Genomic DNA, 19,625 nt, shown 5'->3' with positions numbered 1-19,625 from the left:
TAAACTGTATCTAACGATATAACGTTAGAGGAGGAAGTGATGAAGGAACACGGAATGCACCAAGGCGAGGCACACGGCTGTAACTGTGGCCAGCAACACGGAGGAGGTCCAAGAATGATGAATGAACACGGTATGCACCGAGGGCGGATGCACGGCCCGGGTTGCGGTGGCGGCGGTTGCGAGGGCGGCGGAGGCATGCGCCGACGTCGGTCTCCTCGAGGCCGCGTTCGTCGCGAAATTTTGGTGCTCTTAACCCAGGGGCCCAAACACGGTTACGAGCTGATGCAGTTGATCGCCGAACGCAATGGCGGCGTGTGGCAGCCGAGCCCGGGTTCGATCTATCCGACGCTGTCGATGCTCGAGGACGCTGGACTGATTGTAGGTCAGGATGAAGAGGGTCGAAAGGTCTACACCCTTACCGATGCAGGAAGAGCCGAAGCCGAGACGATGACCTTGGGGCCTGATGAGGAAAATTCGGGGCGAGAGATCGATCTGGGTCGTGAAATTCGGGCGACCTTTCAGGCGCTACGGCAACTGGATTTGGTTGGCACCGTGGAACAACGTCAACGCGCGCAAGGGTTACTTGCTCGGCTGCGCCGTGACCTGTACCAGATGCTCGCCGAGGATCCATCGACCCCGCAAGACTAGCGATGTGATTGGAGCATCCATCGGTGTCGATGTGGTGATCTAACATGAGGTGATCAACGCTGACAAGCCTCCACGTGGAGGCTAGTCACGCGTTAACCGGGGCTTGGAAAGTCTCGTTGCCACCGAGCAGAGGACCCCAATAGGACCCGACTAGCCGTGGTGCTAGTTTGGTGGCGGCGACTGGTGGATCGTACACGGCGAGGTCAAACAGGAGGGGTATCTGAATACTGTGGAGTCCAGATGCGGCCGGTAAGAGGTATGAATCAGGATCACTCGTACTGTGGCGCCAGGTGAACGCAGCATTCTGGGCACTGGAGCTGATGAGGTCGACGTGGAGCGTAAGGACAGCGAGCGCTCCACCGTTCGCGGTGGTCATAGCGATCATGTGAGGGTGCCCCGCGGTAACGGTTGCGGCGGTTGCGAGACGCTTGGACGAGCTGGTGGAGACGTAGGGGTTCGTTGAAAGGGAAGGAAGCGACCAACACTGGGCCGTCGTGGCGAAGTCGGCTTGCTTCAATCCTCGCGATAGGACCCCTTGCTGGTAGTAAGTTGTCAACGCCAAGGCATAGTACTTGGCAAGTCGGGCAAGTGGGACAGAGAGCTCGGTCGAGGCCTTTGGAACGATCCCAGCGTCGCCATTGGTGACCTTGACTTTTGGTAGGAGCGCTGAGGTGACGGTGGGCTCGTCAACCACCCGCCACGGTTGCGATGACGAGTTCTTGGCAAACACCCCAAGGAAGCGGCAGGCGGAACGATTGGCTGTCCTCGGGTCACTCGTGTACTGAGCATCAACGGTGACCAGCAACTTTGGATAGCCTTTGCTCGATCCAAGTCGGACACCACTATCGAGTTTCTCATAGAAGGGTTTGTAGCTATTGCCCTGGGCGGTTTGGTAACCAGCATCACGTGAGATCGCAAAGTCGGTGTCGTCGATTGCGGCCGCCGTACCCTGCTCATCGCGGTTCTGATCGGCGATACTCAGTGTCTCGTTGGCATGGTTGTTTGCAGTGGAGTATTGTTGCACGATGTCCGCAAGCGACGTCTGTTTCCGATTCACGGACGTCAGAGTGACGGTAGCTGTGGACGTTTGACCGCAGGCGGCGAGCAACGTAGCGCCGAGCAACGTAGCGCCGAAAATGAGAAGCTTGCTTGGCGCCAAGCAACGACGTCGAGTGCCCACACGGCGCGGAGGGTCCTGCATATGAACGGTCATCGAGCAGTGACACCGGCTTGGTTGTGATCCCACGTCGAACTCGGGAGACATCGAGGGTCTACATCATGGAGAGATCGGTGACCGATCAATTGTGCCATATGCTCACGCTAGCTGAGGAGGGCACGATGGGGAACCATGAAAGCGTGGTTGCGCTTCAGTTTTATCCGCTCCCAATCAAACGGTGACATCTGGGTCATCGGGATAGTACGGTGTGTGCGAGATGCCCTCTGGATCTTCTGGGGTTCGGTTCTTGAGGCGTTGAAACGGGATTTCGCGCTGACCGGAAAGGCGTTGTCCACTCCAGGGTGCCGGAACTGCATCGATCCGATTTGCAAGGAAGTAGGCAGCTTCTTCGTAGTTGACTCTCCATGCGCGAAAGTGAGGCCAGGCTTCGTCGTGACTCCGCTCCATCGGGAGGCCAGCAGCGATGAGTCGATCGATACCGCGGTCGAACTCTGCGCGCTCGAGCAAGATGGGATCCGTCGGTGATGGATCTTCGGAGACTGGGTGGCCAAGCGCTGCACTGAGTCGACGAAAGCACAGGTAGCCCATGCGAAGCGCCAGCCGGGCTTCAATGGGTGTTTGGTCTGGTGCGACCGAATGTAACAGTGCCACCGAATCGCAAATGCCCAACAGGGCGATAACCCATGAAGAGTAGGCGCTCGGAGAGCGAAAGAGCATCAGTGCCGGGTAACTTGCGTGGCTCTCTTGGACATCTGCTGCCCAGCGCTCCCATTGGCGATAAAAGTCCGCCAGGTCCTCTGTCAATGACATCAGTTGTGTTCGCGCAAGGATTTCTGGCCCCCAAACCGGCTCACCAGCACGGGCAACGAGCATGGTAACCTCGGTTTCGCGCCGGTTGTATGCGCCGTAGATCGTCGGCAGGTAGGCGATTTGCAAGGTGATGATAAAGAGGCCTGTGAGACCTGCCAGGATGTCGATGCCTTGGGCCCATCCTCGTGGAGAGCTGATAATGCCGAGTGTTACCATTGAGGAGCCGGCCTGGGCAAGGGCCTTAGCGGGACTGTGGACGCTCGGGAGTAATAGGAGACCCAGGGCGAGAAGATAGCCGAGTACCCAGACCACGAGTAACACTAACAGCGATAGCGGTCCCTCAAAGGCGAGGATGCGGTCGCGGGTTTCGTAGTGTCGTATCTTGTGTCTCACGATCTGGCCTGGAACCGTGAGGGTCCGGATTACGAACCTGAGAAGGCTTGAGCGATCGACTCGAGGAACGAGCAACGATCGCACGACATTGAGCGACACGATGAGATAGATGGCTCCGCCGACAAACGCGAGCACGAAGCGCAGCGTTGTCATGGACCTAGCCCACGAACCTTGGCTCAGTCGTAGCTAATCGGTGATGGTGGGTCATCCCATGCCGGGGATCTTCAGTAAAGTTCAGGCTTGCTAGCATGGATCTATGCTACTCACACGCCGGGTCGCTTCCTAGTAACGGCCTCGCCTTGGGCAAGAATGAGGCGTGAGCGTCCACTCGCGATCGTACGAGGTCATCGGGTGGTGCATGAGATATGGTGTTACAACCTGCAAAGGATGGTCATGATGCAACAACGACAGTTGGGCCACCAAGGCCTCGAGGTTTCCACGGTGGGTCTTGGGTGTATGGGGATGAGCGAGTTCTACGGGCCGGCCAATGATGCTGACTCGATCAAGGTCATTCATCGGGCTATCGAACTCGGTGTCACGTTTCTCGATACCGCTGACATGTACGGTCCGTTCACCAACGAGGTCCTGGTTGGCCGTGCCTTGAAGGGGCACCGAGACGAGGTGACCTTGGCCACCAAGTTCGGTAATGTCCGTGGTGAACATGGTGAGTTCCAAGGCATTAGCGGTGACCCTGATTACGTCCGGCGGGCCTGTGATGCATCGTTGCTCCGGCTGGGAGTCGAGTACATCGATCTCTACTATCAACACCGAGTCGATACCAAGGTGCCGATCGAGGAGACGGTGGGAGCGATGGCTGAGCTGGTCACAGCCGGCAAGGTCCGCTATCTTGGACTTTCAGAGGCCTCGGCTGCAACGATTCGCCGTGCTCATGCGACACACCCTATTAGCGCGCTGCAGAGCGAATATTCGCTCTGGACGAGAGACCCAGAGACCGAGGTACTACCGACGCTACGAGAGCTCGGCATCGGCTTTGTCGCGTATTCGCCACTCGGGCGTGGCTTTCTCACCGGTGCCATCAAGAGCATCGACGATCTCGATGAGAACGATACCCGCCGGAGGCACCCTCGTTTTGCTGGCGAGAACTTTGCCAAGAATCTTAAGCTCGTTGCGACGGTGCGCGAGTTGGCCGAGCGTGTTGGCCATACGCCGGCTCAGGTGGCTCTCGCTTGGCTTTTTGCACAGGGCGAGGATGTCGTGGCAATTCCGGGCACGCGGAGTTTGGATCGTCTCAGCGAAAATGCCAACAGCATCGATGTCGTCCTGGCGCCCGAGGAGCTGGCCCTGATCGATCAGGTCTTTCCGATTGGTGTGACTGCTGGCGATCGGTACCCCGACATGTCTACGGTGAATCGGTAAGGCCTGGGTCGTTATTGACCTTCGATGAGCTCGATGAGCTGTTCCCGTGCATTGGTCACACTCCGTTTGCCCGCCGAAATCAGCCGTTGGGTCTGTCGAAAGTCGAGCGCATCAACGGAGTCGGCGGCACCACACTCGAGCGTCACAACCTCGACCGTTGACCGTCCTCGCGCAAGTTCGCGCTTTGTGAGTGCGAGTTGCGTAAGACTATAGCCCATTAAGAGCGTGGTCAGCGGTCGACCCTTGCTGTGAAAGAACGGGGTGAGCGATCCGCAGAGAAACAGAACGATCCTGTGGGCGCCGAGTTCGATGGCACGACGGATCGGGTTGGGGTCGACCATGCCTCCATCGATGTAATGGTGATCGTTGAACCGAAGCGGAGGTAAAACGCCCGGGATGGCAGCGGAGCCATAGAGTAGATCAACAACAGATCCCTGGTTGAACCAGGCTTCGGTGCCGGTGTCGGTGTCAGTTAACAACACGTGGAGTGGCACCTTCGTGTTGGCGAGATCCTCGATCCTCAGGTTATCGCGGATGAGTTGTCGCAGCGGTTCAGCTGCATAGACCGCCTGACGGTTGGCGAGGTAGCCAAAGGTCCGGCGGCGAGGGAAGAGGGATTGAAGCCGTGCCGTTGACCAAAGTTTTACCAATCGGTCAAGGCCATCCTCGTTAGGCTCTTCGGCAAAGACGGCGCCGTTGAGTGCCCCAACGGAGACTCCAAGCACGAGGTCGGGGTTGAGCCCCTGCCGAAAGAAGCCCTCTTCCAAAAGCCCCAACAACATGCCAACCTGACAGGCTCCGCGAGCACCACCCCCACCAAATACAAATGCGAGTGGCTGACTAAGAGACAACGTCTTAGTGTCCGCCCAATGGGAGATCTTCGTCGGGCTTGGGCGCTGAGCAGCTAACGGGTTCGGCCAGTGTGGTGCCGAGGTCTTGTGAAAACCGATCGAGCAAAAGGATCAACTGCTCGATATCACTTTCCTTCCACGTGGACAGGGCATCGTTTATGACGGCGAGCCGTGCCGTGACCAGCTGGTCGAGAATGTTTTTGCCGAGTGCAGTGAGTCGCACCTTCGAGACGCGACCATCGGATCTATCAGAGACTCGTTCGATGAGCCCACGTGACTGCAACAACTTGAGCTGGCGCGAGACGGTAGAGATGTCTAAGTTGAGCGCTGACGCAATCTCGGATACTCGTTCCTCGCCACGGTTGCCTAGCAGAACCAGCTGCCAAAAGCCAGAGCCGATCGCATAGGCGTAGTCCGACTCGTCTCCAATGGAGATACGCAGACGACGCAGTGACTGCCCGAGCGTGAACAACACCTCGTCGAGGGTGTGGGTGGTTGTGGGAGTAGCGGTGGGCATCAGAACTCCTTGGTTGTCGGGTTCACCTGGACGGCCGTATGTCATTGTATCAGGGTTGCGCAAGAACGGGGAACCTATCCACGATTCGTATAAACTCAGGGCTTGGCCACTGTTCATTGAGGAGGATTCGTGCATCGTCTTGACGAAGAGACGCTCAAGCTGGAAAAGGCGATCGTCCAGTACGCGCTGCAACGGGTAGCGCTCCAGCCACCTCCTTTAGATGGTCCAAGGAGTGAGACCGAATTGAGCGCGCTGTACGGCCCAAATGTTACCGACGAAGGCATCGGTGGACAGGAGGCTCTCCGGCGCTTCATCGAGGGTTACGCGCCAGCAACGCTATCGAGCGACCACCCCCGGTTTCTCGCCTTCGTTCCGGTTGCTCCGACGAAGGCCTCGGTGCTTTTTGATATGGTGGTCTCCGCCTCGTGCATCTCAGGTACGTCGTGGCTCGAGGCTGCCGGGGCGGTCCATTGTGAAAATGAGGCGCTGCGTTGGCTTGCTGATCTTGCCGGTATGCCCCAGGGCGCTGGGGGTACCTTCGTGTCTGGGGGTTCGCTGGCGAACCTGTCGGGTCTCCATGCGGCACGTCAGCGTGCAAAGGAGAGGCGAGACTTCCAACGTCCCGATCGTTGGCGGGTGATGTCATCACACGAGGCTCACTCCTCGATCGCCTCGGCGGCAAGCCTTATGGATCTGGAGGTGATCTATGTACCCACGGGATCCGATGGAAAACTCACCGGCATTGGCCTAAACGAGGTGTGGGCGCAATTGGACGACGAGATCCGCAGCTCGGTGGTCGCGGTGGTCGCCACCGCGGGGACGACAAACGCTGGCCTGGTTGATGATCTGCAATCGGTGAGCACCTTTGCTCAGGCAAACGATCTATGGCTCCATATCGATGGAGCCTATGGCGGCGCGGCGCTCGCCTCTAAGGAGCGCTGGCGGTTTGAGGGGATCGAGCATGCCGATTCTTTGGTGATCGACCCACACAAGTGGTTGTTTGCTCCCTTTGATGCCGCCGCTATTCTCTACCGGGAGCCAAAATATGCCAAGCATGCGCTAACCCAGGAAGCCGCCTACCTGGATGACATCAATAAGGCCGAGGAGTGGAATCCGTCGAGCTATGGCTACCACCTCAGTAGAAGGGTGCGAGGGCTTCCGTTTTGGTTCTCGCTGGCAACGTATGGGACGAGGCGGTACCAGGAGGACATCCAGGCCTCTATCGATCTCTCAAGGGCAACGGTCGCCGAAATCCAACGCCGTGAGTATGTCGAGATGGTCATGGAACCAGAGCTGTCCGTGGTGCTCTTCCGTAGGCTTGGCTGGGAGCCAGAGGCCTACGACCGATGGTCGGCCCAGGCGCTCCGGGACGGCGTTGGCTTCGTGCTACCCACCGAGCATCATGGCGAGAAGGTGTTGCGTTTCTGCTTCGTCAACCCTCTCACAACCCTTGATGACGTTCGAGCGATTCTTGACTCCTTGGCCTGGGACCCACGCAGCTGACCGGCGCTTGTAGCCGGTGGACTCCGTCACGCACCATCACGACAAACGGGGGGATCCTTGGAACGCTGAATTCGGCCAGCTGGGCGGTCCAAGGAGCAGTAGAACTCACGATAACGCATCCCGGGGCGTCCATCGCCTAAGCTACTGCTCGGATGGCTTCGAATCGAGACTCACGGGTGCCGTGAGGCGTTGTCTGCCTTGGCGCTGGATCACTACGCGTCCTGAACTGGCGGCATCCGCCACCAGTTCATCTGCTAGGCCCGCCCCTTTAACATCAGATTCCAGTACATGAACGGGAGTCCGTAGCGCTTGAGAAGCCACATGTCATAACGTTCTTTTTGGGTGTTGATAATCGGGATCGTTGGATGAGGCTTCATGGTGTAGTCGAACTCAGCGAGAAGCATGCGATTATGGGCAGTCACCAACGGACATGATGCATAGCCGTCGTATTCGGCAGGTAGCGACTGTCCGCGCATCTGGGCGAGCAGGTTGGCCACCACGACTGGAGCTTGCTTGCGAATGGCTGCGCCGGTTTTTGAGTTCGGGGTGTTCCCGGCGTCCCCGAGGGCGAAGATGTTGGAATAGGTCGGATGTTGATGTGAGTGCTTCCCCACCTCGACATAGCCATTCGGTGTCTTGTCACTGATCGGAGAGCGCTTGATCCAATCAGGAGCACTTTGGGGCGGGACTGCATGGAGGAAGTCAAATTTGATCGTGGAGGTCGTATCATCCTTGTTGTCCTTGATGACGACCTCGCGTTTGTCCCCATCGATCTCGATCATCTCGCTTTGGAAGCGAACGTCAATGTTGTACTTCTTGACCACCTCATCAAGGACCTTGGAGAACTCAGGGACTCCGAACATGCCAGGAGTCGGGAGCACAAGGATCACGTGAATATTGTTGAGTACTCCTCGCTTTTGCCAGTGATCGCTGGCTAGATAGGCGATCTTTTGGGGAGCTCCGGCACACTTGATAGGTCCGGACGGCATGGTAAAAACGGCGGTGCCTGAGGTCATGTCCTTGAACATCTCGTACGTCTTGGGGGCGAGATCGATCCGGTAGTTGCTCGAAACCCCGTTCTTGCCCAGTGTCTCGGTGAGCCCGGGCACCTTTTCATAGTCCAGCTGAATGCCTGGACACACGACGAGATAGTCGTAGTTGACGACGACTCCAGCTGCAGTGGTTACGGTTTGGGTGTCAGGGTCGATCTCGGTGGCGGCGTCGCGGATCCACTTGACCCCCTTGGGCATGACGGAGGCTTCTGAATGCAAGGTCTCCGACGCCTTGGCGAGGCCTGCACCGACGATAGTCCAAAGCGGCTGATAATAGTGATCTTCGGAAGGTTCGATGATCGCTACATCGGCCTCCCCTGCATTGCGTAGTCGGGCGGCTACCGTGATACCGGCAGTCCCCCCTCCGATGATTACAACCTTATGATGAAGTCCATCAGGCATTGTAATCCCCCCTTTCTTGGCACATAGGTGTGAGTAGAGCCCACAAAGAGGACTTTAGTCCCATTTTTCGGATGACTTCAGTCCTTTAACTCATGAACTCAATTGATTTAGATCCGGTGATGGCCGCTACCGGGCGTGGATTTGGGGCCGTGATGAGCGGTGGCCAAGTAGGGGTGACGGCGTGAATGACGTATTGTAGCCCTTTAATTGTCTAACTGAGCTGCGATGATGTGAGGTGTCATAGCGGCAATGATGGGCCCTGGGGAGTCGATAGGATGCAAAGAGCAGCGCTCACGCGGGCTCAAATGGTCTCAGTGATTGGATCACTGGTGACTATTCGTTGGGTTATGGATCCATAATCAAACGATGAAGTGGGCCAAGGGTAGCCAGTGGCCCCGGGGTCTGGCCATGGTTCCGGTGGGTTCAGTATTCGCCGGTGATGACGTTCAAAAGCCCAAGGCCCTTGCTATAGCGTTCGATGTTGCGGGTGAGAAGCTCAAGTGCACGTCGATAGAACGCGTCAGTGTCGCCACCGATATGTGGAGTGATGAGGCAATTGTCCATATGCCAGAGCGACGAGTCGGGTGGTAATGGCTCGGGGTCGGTCACGTCAAGCGCAGCCGAAATGCGCCCGGTCGAGAGGGCTTCGATAAGCGCGTCTGTATCGACGATGGGTCCTCGCGCGACGTTGACCAGCAGCGCTCCATCACGCATCAGCTTTAGAAAGTGTCGGTTGACCATGCCCCTCGTGGTGCTGGTGAGCGGGACGATCATGATGATGACGTCGGCCTTGGGGACAAGCTCGTCGAGTTCGTCGTATCCGAAAACCGCTGGGTTGAGCTTGGGAGTCCGCGCGACACGAATGATCTCAGCCTCGAAGCCGTTGAGCCGCTGCTCAATTGCCGTGCCGATGGAGCCGTAACCGATCAGTAGGACCGTGCGGTCAGCGAGTGATGCGTAGCTGCGATTATCCCATACTGCGTCGTGCTGGAGATCCCGGAAGGCTCCAAGTCCACGGAGCGATGCCAGCGTGAGCGTCACGGCGATCTCAGCGGTAGCGGCGTCATGGACGCCCTTGGCGTTGCAGAGGGTGACTCCAGGGGGAATCGCCGCCCGCACGGCATCGACGCCCGCACTCAAGATCTGAACTACCTCAAGGCGGGGCATGGCACCAAGGTGTGCCACGCCAACTGGCCCTGACATGTAGCCAGGCACATAGAAGGTTGTCTCAGCGACACGCTCGTCGAATGCCTGCCCAGGCTCTTGCACCGCAATCGGCAGTTGAGGGAAGCGATCTACAAGTTGCGCGAAACGTTGGGGCACGGTGATCAGCATCCTTTACATGCTAGTGAATCCGATATCGTGTGGGTTTACCGGTGGCCGAGGCTGGCTGTCGGCGTCGAGGGTTGGCCCAGCACCCGAAGGCGCGCTCTTGGTGTGCCAAGGGTGATGGCGATGAGAGGAACCGAGGAAGCGCGACGAAATTCGTCCAACTGATCATGGACCTTGTCATCGTCGCTGTACAATGGTGGGTTACGGAGAGGTGCCAGAGAGGCCGAATGGGACTCACTGCTAATGAGTTGACCTGGTAATGCGGGTCCGAGGGTTCAAATCCCTCCCTCTCCGCCACAACTCCTAATTCCCTCCCCGGGCCCTTGGTCCCTCCGTGTTCCCTCCCCGGGCCCTTGGTCCCTCCGTGTTCCCTCCCCGGGCCCTTGGTCCCTCCGTGTTCCCTCCCTTTGCCACTTGGTCGATCGCCTTCGTCTTCCTAGATCAAAAGGTAGCTCTCCAATGAGCGCTTGCTCCAGGCATTATGAATGCCTGGGTGTACGTGCCTTATTGCAAGCATCTGATGGGAAAGGAATGATCATGACAAATCTTAAGAGTCGACGTCATCTCGAATCGGTAGATACCCACGAGAACATCGATGTTACCAACATCGAAGAGCCACGGGTTGCTCGCTATGTCTTTGCCTCCAAGGCGGCCTCGTGGATCTGGCTGATCGTGAGGCTCTGGTTAGGCTATGAGTGGATCAACGCAGGCGCCTCCAAACTCTGGGGAGGTGAGTCGGCGGGCTTTTGGAAGACTGGCCTTGGGGTCAAGGGGTTTGCCCTTGGTGCCATCGCTGAGTCCAAGGGACCCCATGCCCAGGTCTCCTATGGCTGGTGGGTAGCCATCCTTCGCCATGGGGTACTCCCTCATTATCTCCTGGTTGCCAGGGTGGATGCCCTTGCCGAGTTCATCATCGGGATCGCCCTTGTCCTTGGAGCCTTTACCGCCATCGCTGCCTTCTTTGGATTGGCGTTAAACTTCACCTACGTCTTCTCCGGTGCCATCAGCACGAACCCGGTCTTTATCATCCTCGGCATCCTCCTGGTACTGGCCTGGAGGAATGCTGGATGGCTCGGACTCGACCGTTACCTGCTCCCTCGGATTGGAACCCCATGGCAGCGAACTCACAACAACACAACGAGCGAATCAGGTACCCCGAGCAACACCTGATGTAACCAAGACCCCATCCCTAGGCACACACTAATCCCCCTCCCTCGAGGGGGATTAGTGTGTTGATGGGTCCAATCCACACCGTGGCTACATGCCGATCCCGGCGACAAAGCCTGCCACGCCGACATACTCGGGTCACGTGATCGAGGCTTGTACGCTGCTAGACACTATGCTGACCATGCGTTTTGGTCCAAGAAAGTAGGTTGACAACACCGTGCGGGTTGCCCAGTGAACGGCAGGGCTGGGATAACACTCCTGGTGCTCTCGCTCATTTGGGGTTGCTCGTTTATCTTCATCAAGGTTGGCGTCGAAAGCTTCTCTCCCATCGAGATCGCCCTCATCCGCACCCTCCTCGGATCGGCGGTCATCCTCACGATCGTTGGGATCAAACATCTCGCCTTCCCTCGGGGGATACGCGTCTGGGGACATCTTGCCGTCGCCGCGGCGATATCGAACACGATCCCCTACGTGCTGTTCGGATATGGCGAGACCCATATCAGCGCCATCTTGGCCGGCCTACTCAATGCCATGACTCCACTGGTTACGTTCCCAGTCGCGATTGTGGCCGGAGTCGAGCGCTCCTCTGCCCGTCGAATTTTTGGGCTCATGGTTGGGTTCGTTGGCGTCATTGCGGTCCTCGGCGTTGGGGGCAACATCGCGACTGGATCGCTCGTCGGCAGCGCCGCTTGTCTGCTCGCCGCCATCTTCTACGGGGTTGGCTATGTCTACATCCGTAAGACGATGGTGATTGACGAAACTAGTCGGCTTGGATTGGCTGGCGGACAGCTAGCGATGGCCGCAATTGAGGCGCTCATCATCTGGGCCGTTCTTGCACACCCTCGACATGCCATCAACATCCGGTCGGTGATCGCAGTTGTCCTCCTCGGGGCATTCGGTACCGGCGTCGCCTACATACTGAATTATTCCTTGATTCACCGAGCCGGCGCACTCGGTGCATCGCTCACGCCACTCGTCATGCCCATTTTCTCCACCCTGGCCGGGGCGGTGGTACTCGGTGAGCACCTCATCTGGTACGAAGCGCTTGGGGCGATCCTCATTTTGATCGGTGCCTGGCTCGTCCAGCGAAGACCGGCACTCGCCACACCACCAGAGGACCCCATCTCGATGGCGCCTGATTAGCTACTGCTGGGTCCGCAGTGATGGCGATCCCCACCGTCATCGGCCGCCGTCGCCCACGTCTTGGTCAACAACAAAACCATCCGGCACAAGGACATCCGTTGGCCCCAAATCAGTGACGGATGCCTTCTGGAGTGCGTAGAGCGTTTCGGAGATTCCTCCCCGAAGAATCTCGATCACATTGGTCACGCCAAGCGCGCCCGCCGCAGCGAGGCCCCAAAGGTAGGGGCGTCCGATCATTACCGCTCGCGCACCAAGTGCCAAGGCCTTCACCACGTCAGAGCCACGACGGACACCGCCGTCAAGGAGGACTTCTACGTCTCTACCAACCGCTTCGGCGATCGCTGGCAAACAGCGAATCGTCGCTGGTGTGGAATCTAGGTTGTTGCCGCCATGGTTTGACACCGAGATCGCCGTCGCCCCAATATCTCGGGCTTTGAGCGCATCACTCACCCGAGTGACACCCTTGACCATGAACGGACCATCCCATCGACTTCGGAGCCACGCCAAGTCATCCCAGGTTGGAGGGGGTGTGCGCATCCACTCCTCGAAGGCGTCGAAGAAGCCTGGAGCCTCTCCGCGTTGGTCAGCCATGTTCGGAACTCCGAGATCAGGGGGGCCACCTGCCTGCAAATACCGCCTTACGTACCTCGGGCGTCTCATCAGCTCGGGCAAGTAGCGAGCGATGGCCTCAGCATTCATGCGTCGCGGGATCCAAGGACTGCCCCAGTCTCGACGGAAGTCAAAGCACCAATCTAGCGTGACAATAAGACCCAGGGCTCCGGCAGCTTTGGCTCGGTCAAGCCGGTGCTCGATCAGCAACCGCGGGCCAGACCAATAGGTCTGGAACAGAAACTTCGGCGTGACCGCGGCGACCGCCTCAATCGGGACCGATGCGAAGGCAGCCACGCCCATGAGCGTGTCCGCCTCTCGCGCCGCACGACCGATGGCCACCTCTCCTTCTGGGTGAACCGCCTGCACTCCGGTCGGCGACAGCAAGACCGGCAAGCTCACTGGAATCCCCATGATGCTCGTCCCAAGCGTCCGCTCCGAGTGTTGGCCCGCAACCGAGGGGAGGAGCTTGAGCTGGGAAAATGCCTGAACATTCTCAGAGGCGGTCACTCCTGCCTCTGAACCCGCCCGAATCGCTTCAAATACTGACGGTGGGAGTGCCCGGCGTGCACGACGCTCGGCCTCCGCGACTGACTCGAACCATGTTCGTGTACTCGACATCAACTACCTCCACCATTGACGCTATCACCATCGATGCCACAACAGCCATCAGGTGCATCAACCAGGGTCCTTAGCACAGGAGGAGTACCGATCTACCGCAGAGTCCGATCGCCAGGACACGACGTGGCCATGGTCACCACCGACGTCAATGGTCACCACCGACGTCAATGCGCATCGCAGCGGAATCACGCCCGGGCTCGTCCGGCGATTGCCGACATATCACCCTGTCAACCAAATGACACGGCCAGTGATGCACACATCGGAGTGTGTCATGCCCGAATCAAGCGCACAGTTGGCGAACTTGACCGGTCCAACAACCGCTCTGGTGGCGACAACCTCGCTCCAGGTGTTGGTAGCTGCCAACCAAGAGCGCTAGCCGACGTTACTCAAAGTCATCCGCAAGCACACTCCCAATCTTGGAACCAAGGTCTGGGATCTGTCGGCTGCGGATCACCGCAAAAACGAAGCTGACGACCAAGAGACCGAGGATGATCCAGGGGAAGATATCAAAGGGATAGGGTTGCCCCGGCTTGATCAACCCCCATAACGGTAGTACGAGGGCGGCCACGCCAAGAATTGGGATGATCAGATGTCGCAGGACCGAGAACTGTGCGCGATGCTCTCGAAGAAAGTACACAGGCAAGGCAAGATTGAGCGCAAGGTAGACCAGGATGATCGGAATTGTCCCTAACGTGGCGATGTCTCCAGCGATATCGAGTGGATTGCCATGACTCGCCCAGAGCAACGTGATGATGAGCGCGATGAGCGAATAGGCGATGAGCGAGATGATCGGGGTCCCATAGCGATCACTCAGCTTGCCCAAAACGCTTGGGAGCAGCTTCTCTCGCCCGGCGCTAAAGATGATTCTCGTCTGCGCGGTCGTCGCTCCGATCAACGACGAGAACGTACTCGTGAGACCGGCCAGATAGACCAGAATCGACACCGGGCCAAGAGCCTTGTCGGCCGCTGTAACAAAGGGTGCCGACAGGTTGGAAATGGTACCAGCGTGGTTGTGGAAGGCGATCGACGTTGTCCACGCCATCAGAAGGTAGACAATAGCCACGGTAATCGTGGCGATGTAGATCGCTCTCGGCACCGAGCGACGTGCATTGCGGGTCTCCTCCACCATCGCTCCCGGGTTGCCCACGCCGATAAAGAGAAAGATCGCTAGCGGGAAGGCCAAGCCCATTCCGGAGATACCACGGCTGATCAAGCTTGGCTCAAAGCTCGCGAAGTTGAGGTGCGATGAGTTCGTCACGACGATGGCGATCATGCTCACGAAGATCAGGAGGATCTCAAAGATAAAGGCAACCGTTGCCCAACGAGCACTCACCTTGACGCCCCGGTATACGAGGAAACTCACGAAGGCCACAAAGACGATCGTGATCGGCTCCCATGGAACCGAGATGTGGGCGTACTTGGAGAGGATCAGCGACGTCCAACCCCCCATGATGGCCATCACGTAGCCGACCGCAATGATGTAGCCAACCGATAGTGCCCAGGCCGTCATCACGCCGGGGATAGCGCCAAACGCCTTACCAATATATGAGATGTATGAGCCCGAGCTCGGCGACACCTTGGTAAATTCGGTCAAGCTATTGAGCTTGAGCAGCACCGCAACAGCCGCAACGATGATCGCGAGTGGGCTCGCGATCCCAGCGGCAGCAGCAATGGCAGCAAACGAGAAGAAGAAGCTCATCGCCGGTGCTGTGTCGGCGAGGGACACCCCGAGGATGTCCGCCGTGGTCAGTGAGTTCTGACGCAGCCGCGTCGAACCCGACGTGGTTGTTACATCCTTAGCCATGAGAACCCCCTGTCCATCGCTTAGCACCACCAGGATACACCACGCATTCACTCGCAGTGCAAAACTCGCCTTCCAATTCTTCCAGAGAGGCAAACATCCCCGTGCTTTGAGAAGCAACGGTTGGTGCGAGAGCTAGTCGCGACGAGGTGGGAGGTACTGCCGCTTCGCAACGCCAAAGCCCAATTGATCGCAGACGGCGCGGGCGCTTACGCTGGCGCAGGAGCGGGTGGGGTGCCGCTCCAGAGCGCAGAATCGCCCAACGTGTCGAATCGATCCAGCGCCATCCGCTGCGCGGGCCTGCAACGCTCGCCCCGACTCACCCCCATCGTTACAAGGAGTTAACATTACCCCTTAGCGCGCTGCCTCACCCTCCCGTAGCCTTGTAGGGGTAGCAATTGGCGTGTAGCTGACCACCAGGTATGGGATTGGCAGCACCTGAAACCGAAAGCGAATGAACCATGAGCTATCAGGCGGAATACATCTGGATCGACGGAACTAAACCAACCCCCTTGATGCGTAACAAAACCCGCATCATCCAGGACGGCAAAGCCCCTGACATCTGGGGATTTGACGGATCGAGTACCAATCAGGCCCCTGGAGATAACTCCGACTGCGTGCTTCAGCCAGTGTTCCAGTGCCAGGATCCGATCCGTGGCGGAGACAATGTGCTGGTGTTGTGCGAAGTCCTGCTGACCGACTTCACACCACATCCAACCAACACGCGTGCGACGTGTGTCAGTGTGGCCGAACGCTTTGCCGACCAAGAGCCCATGTTCGGGATCGAGCAGGAGTACACCTTCTTCAAAGATGGGCGTCCGCTTGGCTGGCCCGTCAACGGCTTCCCCGCGCCCCAAGGTGCCTACTACTGCGGCGTTGGCGGTCAAAAAATCGTTGGTCGAGACATCGTTGAGGCACATACGCTCGCCTGCATGGAGGCCGGACTCCACATTGAGGGCACGAACGCCGAAGTCATGATGGCCCAGTGGGAGTTCCAGGTAGGGACGCTTGCTCCTCCGGAGATCGCCGACGAACTCTGGGTTGCTCGGTGGCTACTGATGCGCATCGCCGAAGACTTCGAGGTCGAAGTCAACTGGGACGCCAAGCCGATCGCGGGTGACTGGAATGGTGCGGGTGCACACACGAACTTCTCCACCCTCGCAATGCGCAACGACTTTGACGCCATCGTCGCTGGCTGCGAGGCCCTCGGCCGCAACGTTGAGGAGCACATTGCAAATTACGGGCATGGGATTGAGCGCAGGTTGACCGGGCTACATGAAACCGCCCGCTACGACCAGTTTAGCTACGGGGTCTCCAACCGAGGTGCCTCGGTCCGCATACCGTGGGCAGCCGCCAAGGCTGGCAAGGGATGGCTTGAGGATCGTCGCCCAAATGCGAACATGGATCCATACGTCGTCTGTCGTCTCATCATGGACACCGTCTGCTCGGATGCTGAGTCCTCGACCGAAGCCGCCAAGCACTCGGACCTTGCCGATGCTCTCTAAGCAATCCTAACGCCGTACGCGTTGGTTGAGTTCTTGAAGCCGCTCCTGGCCCTGCCAGGAGCGGCTTTGTCATCTCTCGCAATTTTGGTCAGCGACATGGCAATCTGGTACCAATGGGTCAATGCAACGTGGCATCGGGCTCGGCGCATCGACTGCGGCGGAGCTTGCACTCGTGTGTTGCCCCTCTCTCGAACTCGCGGTGCCTCTACGCCCTTGTAGTTCAAGATCTGCCGCAGCTCGTGAACAACTTCGACAAGATCTTGCTGCACCGCCATCACGTCGGCAATAGGTTTGTAAGCATCAGGGTGTTCGTCTAAGAGCGACTTAGCATCCGATGCGGTCCATGCCAGACCCTGCATCTGTTCGTTGAGTGATTCCACCGTCAGCGTTCGTCGTGCCTCAGTACGTGAAAGCCTCCTGCCAGCACCATCAGATGAACTCATATAGCTCGACACACTGCCTCGTCCCCGGACGATGTAGGTCGACGTGCCCATCGAAGCGGGAATCACCCCAAGATCACCCTTTCCTGCCCGAATCGCTCCCTTTCGTGTCAGCCAGACGTCACGGTTGCCATGATGCTCTTATACGGTGTAGTTGTGATGACAGTTGATCGCCGGATCCGGGTGAAGCTCTCTTCCAAGAACGTGAGCTACTTGGCGGACAACTTCATCCATCATGGCGCCCCTATTAGCGAAAGCATACGCCTGCGCCCACTCCATGTCATCGATATAGGCCCGAAACTCATCGGTCCCCTCGACTAGGTAGGCGAGGTCTTGATCGTGAAGTTCAATAAAATATCGCCGCATGAGCCCCTTGGCACACTCGATGTGTTTGGTCGCGAGCGCATTCCCGATGCCTCGAGACCCAGAATGTAACACCGCCCAAACATCGTCGTGCTCATCCAGTGAAAGTTCGATGAAGTGATTGCCACTACCAAGGCTTGCAAACTGGCTGTAGGGCCTGGTCCTGTCTCGATCGTCCCAATCGCGACGCGTTGCCAAGAGCCTATCAATCGTCGCGTCGGCCTCTGAGACACGAGCTCCATCTAGATGACCACGGCCAACTCCGGCTGGGATCGACTCCTGGATCAAATGATGCAGTTGCTCCAGCCCATCAGGGAGATCGTTGGCACAAATTCCCAACCGCTATGCGACCATGCCGCACCCAATATCAACGCCGATCGCGGCGGGAATGATGGCTCCCGATGTCGCAAACACGGTTCCAATCGTCGAACCCAAACCAACATGAGCATCGGGCATCAAGGCGACATGACCAACAACGAACGGAAGCCGCGAGAGGCGTGCTGCTTGTTGGATCGTCGCATCCTCAATCGACCCCCAGACCAACACGTTGTTATGCATCGTTGGCATCGTCACCCCTCTAACAGCTCACAGGCAAGCGCACCTCACCGTCATGGATCTCCTTCAGTTTAACTCCCCATTTCTACCCCTTGTTGTAATCATCCCGAGCGCTACGGCATGCGGCAGATCTCACGCAAGAGCGCCTGGGTATTTGGTGCCCCCTGGGGCTCTATCCCCCACCGAAGGTGGCCACGCTACCGAAGAAGCGACGACGCAATCCTGACCGCGCTTGGACTCTCGGCTGGGCTGAAGTCGACTTGCTCACCGGGCGACAACTACCGTCGCTTGAGCTACCTCATCCCACCTGATACCGGCGGCAGGACCACAACCTCGCCAGAGGATGGGAGTCGACTTGCCGCATCGAGCACGTTCGCACCAACGGCAAAACGACAGTACGGGAGCATGGCCGCAAGTTCGGGACCACACACATTGGAAAGCAAGAAAGCGAACTCGGCTACATCCTTGGCGCCATCGGGTATCTCAACGCTCTCAGCACCTGCAATCGCCTTGGCCGCACCAAAAAACCTAACTAGCATCGGTGTTCTCGGGTTCTAGCAAGGAAGCGATCTCGGCACTGATCGCCGCAAATGACGACCGCAACTCCGCCAAGGTGCGCTCCACCTCGCCCAGGGTATCTTCGGTGCGATCCTGTTCGACCTCATCCATCATGGTCGCAAGTTTACTTTGATCAGCGCTCCAGCATGGTCAACGCCAGGATCGTCATCACACCCAGCGCGCCACGGCTACTTAGGCTCGCTGTGGCCGGTTGTACAAATGAGCTGCACTGACAACCAGAGCCACCGGCCCAACGGTTAACACCGCCCTAGCAGGCGCTCACGAGCATCAATAGTTGAAAGACGGTCGAATGGAGAACAGAAGATACCAGCCGCAAGCCACCTCTGCGAACACGAGCAAGATTCCATTGAGTCCGAAGAAGAAGGTCAACACCATGCCCACCACGAGTTGGAGGATGGTTCCCCGAAAAACAATCTGCCATCCTCGATACCGCAGTTCGCGCAATGGCCGAACACCGAAAAGGTAGATTAGACCGTAGAGTGCCGTGAGGCCTGCCGCGATGTAAAAGCTCGACAACGCTGACCCTCCAACACATCCGAGCAGGACACCGGAGCACGAGCCTCCAAAGGCAGTCGCTGCGCTGATGATATCAAAGGCATCGAGCAACACCAGTACCGCGATCACCAGGTCAATAAACCAGGCCCATTTTACCAAGCGGGAGACAACTAGCTCGGGGAGCTTTGGCAGTCGGTCGGCGACGGTGATCAGTCGATTTTCGAGGGTGACTAACATACTTGGACCATCCCGCCCCAACCTTCGCGACGTTGACCTTGGCACCGC

Annotated in this window: 18 protein-coding genes, 1 tRNA gene and 1 pseudogene; 7 read left to right on the top strand and 13 right to left on the bottom strand. The window is 58.0% G+C overall.

Annotated features, from left to right (window positions below):
- Positions 1-39 precede the first annotated feature (39 nt).
- Positions 40-648: a PadR family transcriptional regulator gene (locus MP439_01210; protein MCI2974683.1), complete on the top strand. Its 609-nt coding sequence runs from the start codon at positions 40-42 to the stop codon at positions 646-648.
- Between the two features lie 85 nt (positions 649-733).
- On the opposite strand, the gene MP439_01205 is transcribed toward MP439_01210, so the two are convergent.
- Positions 734-1,672, bottom strand: a complete 939-nt coding sequence (locus MP439_01205; protein MCI2974682.1) for a hypothetical protein — start codon at positions 1,670-1,672, stop codon at positions 734-736.
- 363 nt (positions 1,673-2,035) lie between these two features.
- On the bottom strand, positions 2,036-3,181 hold the full coding sequence (locus MP439_01200) for a hypothetical protein (protein MCI2974681.1): 1,146 nt from the start codon (positions 3,179-3,181) through the stop codon (positions 2,036-2,038).
- 243 nt (positions 3,182-3,424) lie between these two features.
- Here MP439_01200 and MP439_01195 point away from each other — a divergent pair, with 243 nt between their 5' ends.
- Positions 3,425-4,405: an aldo/keto reductase gene (locus tag MP439_01195; GenBank protein ID MCI2974680.1), complete on the top strand. Its 981-nt coding sequence runs from the start codon at positions 3,425-3,427 to the stop codon at positions 4,403-4,405.
- An 11-nt stretch (positions 4,406-4,416) separates the two neighbouring features.
- On the opposite strand, the gene MP439_01190 is transcribed toward MP439_01195, so the two are convergent.
- Entirely contained in the window at positions 4,417-5,256 is an 840-nt protein-coding gene (locus MP439_01190; GenBank protein ID MCI2974679.1) for a patatin-like phospholipase family protein, read from the bottom strand.
- Positions 5,257-5,260: 4 nt separating this feature from the next.
- Positions 5,261-5,773, bottom strand: a complete 513-nt coding sequence (locus MP439_01185) for a MarR family transcriptional regulator (GenBank protein ID MCI2974678.1) — start codon at positions 5,771-5,773, stop codon at positions 5,261-5,263.
- Positions 5,774-5,902: 129 nt separating this feature from the next.
- Here MP439_01185 and MP439_01180 point away from each other — a divergent pair, with 129 nt between their 5' ends.
- Positions 5,903-7,276: a pyridoxal-dependent decarboxylase gene (locus tag MP439_01180; protein MCI2974677.1), complete on the top strand. Its 1,374-nt coding sequence runs from the start codon at positions 5,903-5,905 to the stop codon at positions 7,274-7,276.
- 254 nt (positions 7,277-7,530) lie between these two features.
- Here MP439_01180 and MP439_01175 read toward each other — a convergent pair whose 3' ends face one another.
- Together MP439_01175 and MP439_01170 are read right to left on the bottom strand one after the other, a co-directional pair.
- Complete coding sequence (locus tag MP439_01175) at positions 7,531-8,730, bottom strand: NAD(P)/FAD-dependent oxidoreductase (GenBank protein ID MCI2974676.1); 1,200 nt, start codon at positions 8,728-8,730, stop codon at positions 7,531-7,533.
- A 423-nt stretch (positions 8,731-9,153) separates the two neighbouring features.
- A complete protein-coding gene (locus MP439_01170; protein ID MCI2974675.1) occupies positions 9,154-10,053 on the bottom strand; it encodes a 2-hydroxyacid dehydrogenase in 900 nt (299 codons plus the stop codon).
- Between the two features lie 214 nt (positions 10,054-10,267).
- Here MP439_01170 and MP439_01165 point away from each other — a divergent pair.
- The 3 genes from MP439_01165 to MP439_01155 all read left to right on the top strand — a co-directional run bounded on the left by MP439_01165 (position 10,268) and on the right by MP439_01155 (position 12,372).
- Positions 10,268-10,359, top strand: a tRNA-Ser gene (locus MP439_01165).
- Between the two features lie 240 nt (positions 10,360-10,599).
- Positions 10,600-11,232 (top strand): DoxX family protein, encoded by a 633-nt coding sequence (locus MP439_01160; GenBank protein ID MCI2974674.1) that lies wholly within the window; start codon positions 10,600-10,602, stop codon positions 11,230-11,232.
- A 258-nt stretch (positions 11,233-11,490) separates the two neighbouring features.
- Positions 11,491-12,372 carry a DMT family transporter gene (locus tag MP439_01155; GenBank protein MCI2974673.1) on the top strand — a complete coding sequence of 294 codons (882 nt, stop codon included), beginning with the start codon at positions 11,491-11,493 and terminating at the stop codon, positions 12,370-12,372.
- A gap of 36 nt (positions 12,373-12,408) precedes the next feature.
- On the opposite strand, the gene mftD is transcribed toward MP439_01155, so the two are convergent.
- Both mftD and MP439_01145 read right to left on the bottom strand, forming a co-directional pair.
- Entirely contained in the window at positions 12,409-13,602 is a 1,194-nt protein-coding gene (gene mftD / locus MP439_01150; protein MCI2974672.1) for a mycofactocin biosynthesis FMN-dependent deaminase MftD, read from the bottom strand.
- 382 nt (positions 13,603-13,984) lie between these two features.
- Positions 13,985-15,406, bottom strand: a complete 1,422-nt coding sequence (locus MP439_01145) for an APC family permease (GenBank protein ID MCI2974671.1) — start codon at positions 15,404-15,406, stop codon at positions 13,985-13,987.
- A 458-nt stretch (positions 15,407-15,864) separates the two neighbouring features.
- On the opposite strand from MP439_01145, the gene MP439_01140 reads away from it, so the two are divergent.
- The gene (locus MP439_01140) at positions 15,865-16,908 is read left to right on the top strand and encodes a glutamine synthetase beta-grasp domain-containing protein (GenBank protein ID MCI2974670.1); all 1,044 of its coding nucleotides are present in this window, start codon (positions 15,865-15,867) and stop codon (positions 16,906-16,908) included.
- Here the strand turns inward: MP439_01140 and MP439_01135 are convergent.
- The 5 genes and pseudogenes from MP439_01135 to MP439_01115 form a co-directional block, all read right to left on the bottom strand.
- Positions 16,905-17,909: pseudogene (locus MP439_01135) on the bottom strand (RtcB family protein). The gene MP439_01140 and the pseudogene MP439_01135 overlap by 4 nt on opposite strands.
- 144 nt (positions 17,910-18,053) lie before the next feature.
- Positions 18,054-18,278 carry an RtcB family protein gene (locus MP439_01130; GenBank protein ID MCI2974669.1) on the bottom strand — a complete coding sequence of 75 codons (225 nt, stop codon included), beginning with the start codon at positions 18,276-18,278 and terminating at the stop codon, positions 18,054-18,056.
- A 281-nt stretch (positions 18,279-18,559) separates the two neighbouring features.
- Positions 18,560-18,805, bottom strand: a complete 246-nt coding sequence (locus MP439_01125; GenBank protein MCI2974668.1) for a MoaD/ThiS family protein — start codon at positions 18,803-18,805, stop codon at positions 18,560-18,562.
- A complete protein-coding gene (locus MP439_01120; GenBank protein MCI2974667.1) occupies positions 18,795-18,935 on the bottom strand; it encodes a hypothetical protein in 141 nt (46 codons plus the stop codon). The genes MP439_01125 and MP439_01120 overlap by 11 nt, the downstream gene beginning before the upstream one ends.
- 177 nt (positions 18,936-19,112) lie before the next feature.
- Positions 19,113-19,577, bottom strand: a complete 465-nt coding sequence (locus MP439_01115) for a hypothetical protein (protein ID MCI2974666.1) — start codon at positions 19,575-19,577, stop codon at positions 19,113-19,115.
- Positions 19,578-19,625: the final 48 nt, after the last annotated feature.

The sequence above is a fragment of the Ferrimicrobium sp. genome (assembly GCA_022690815.1).
Taxonomy (GTDB): domain Bacteria; phylum Actinomycetota; class Acidimicrobiia; order Acidimicrobiales; family Acidimicrobiaceae; genus Ferrimicrobium.
Note: the sequence above shows the minus strand (reverse complement) of the source record. Positions and strands in the feature narration are given on the sequence as shown.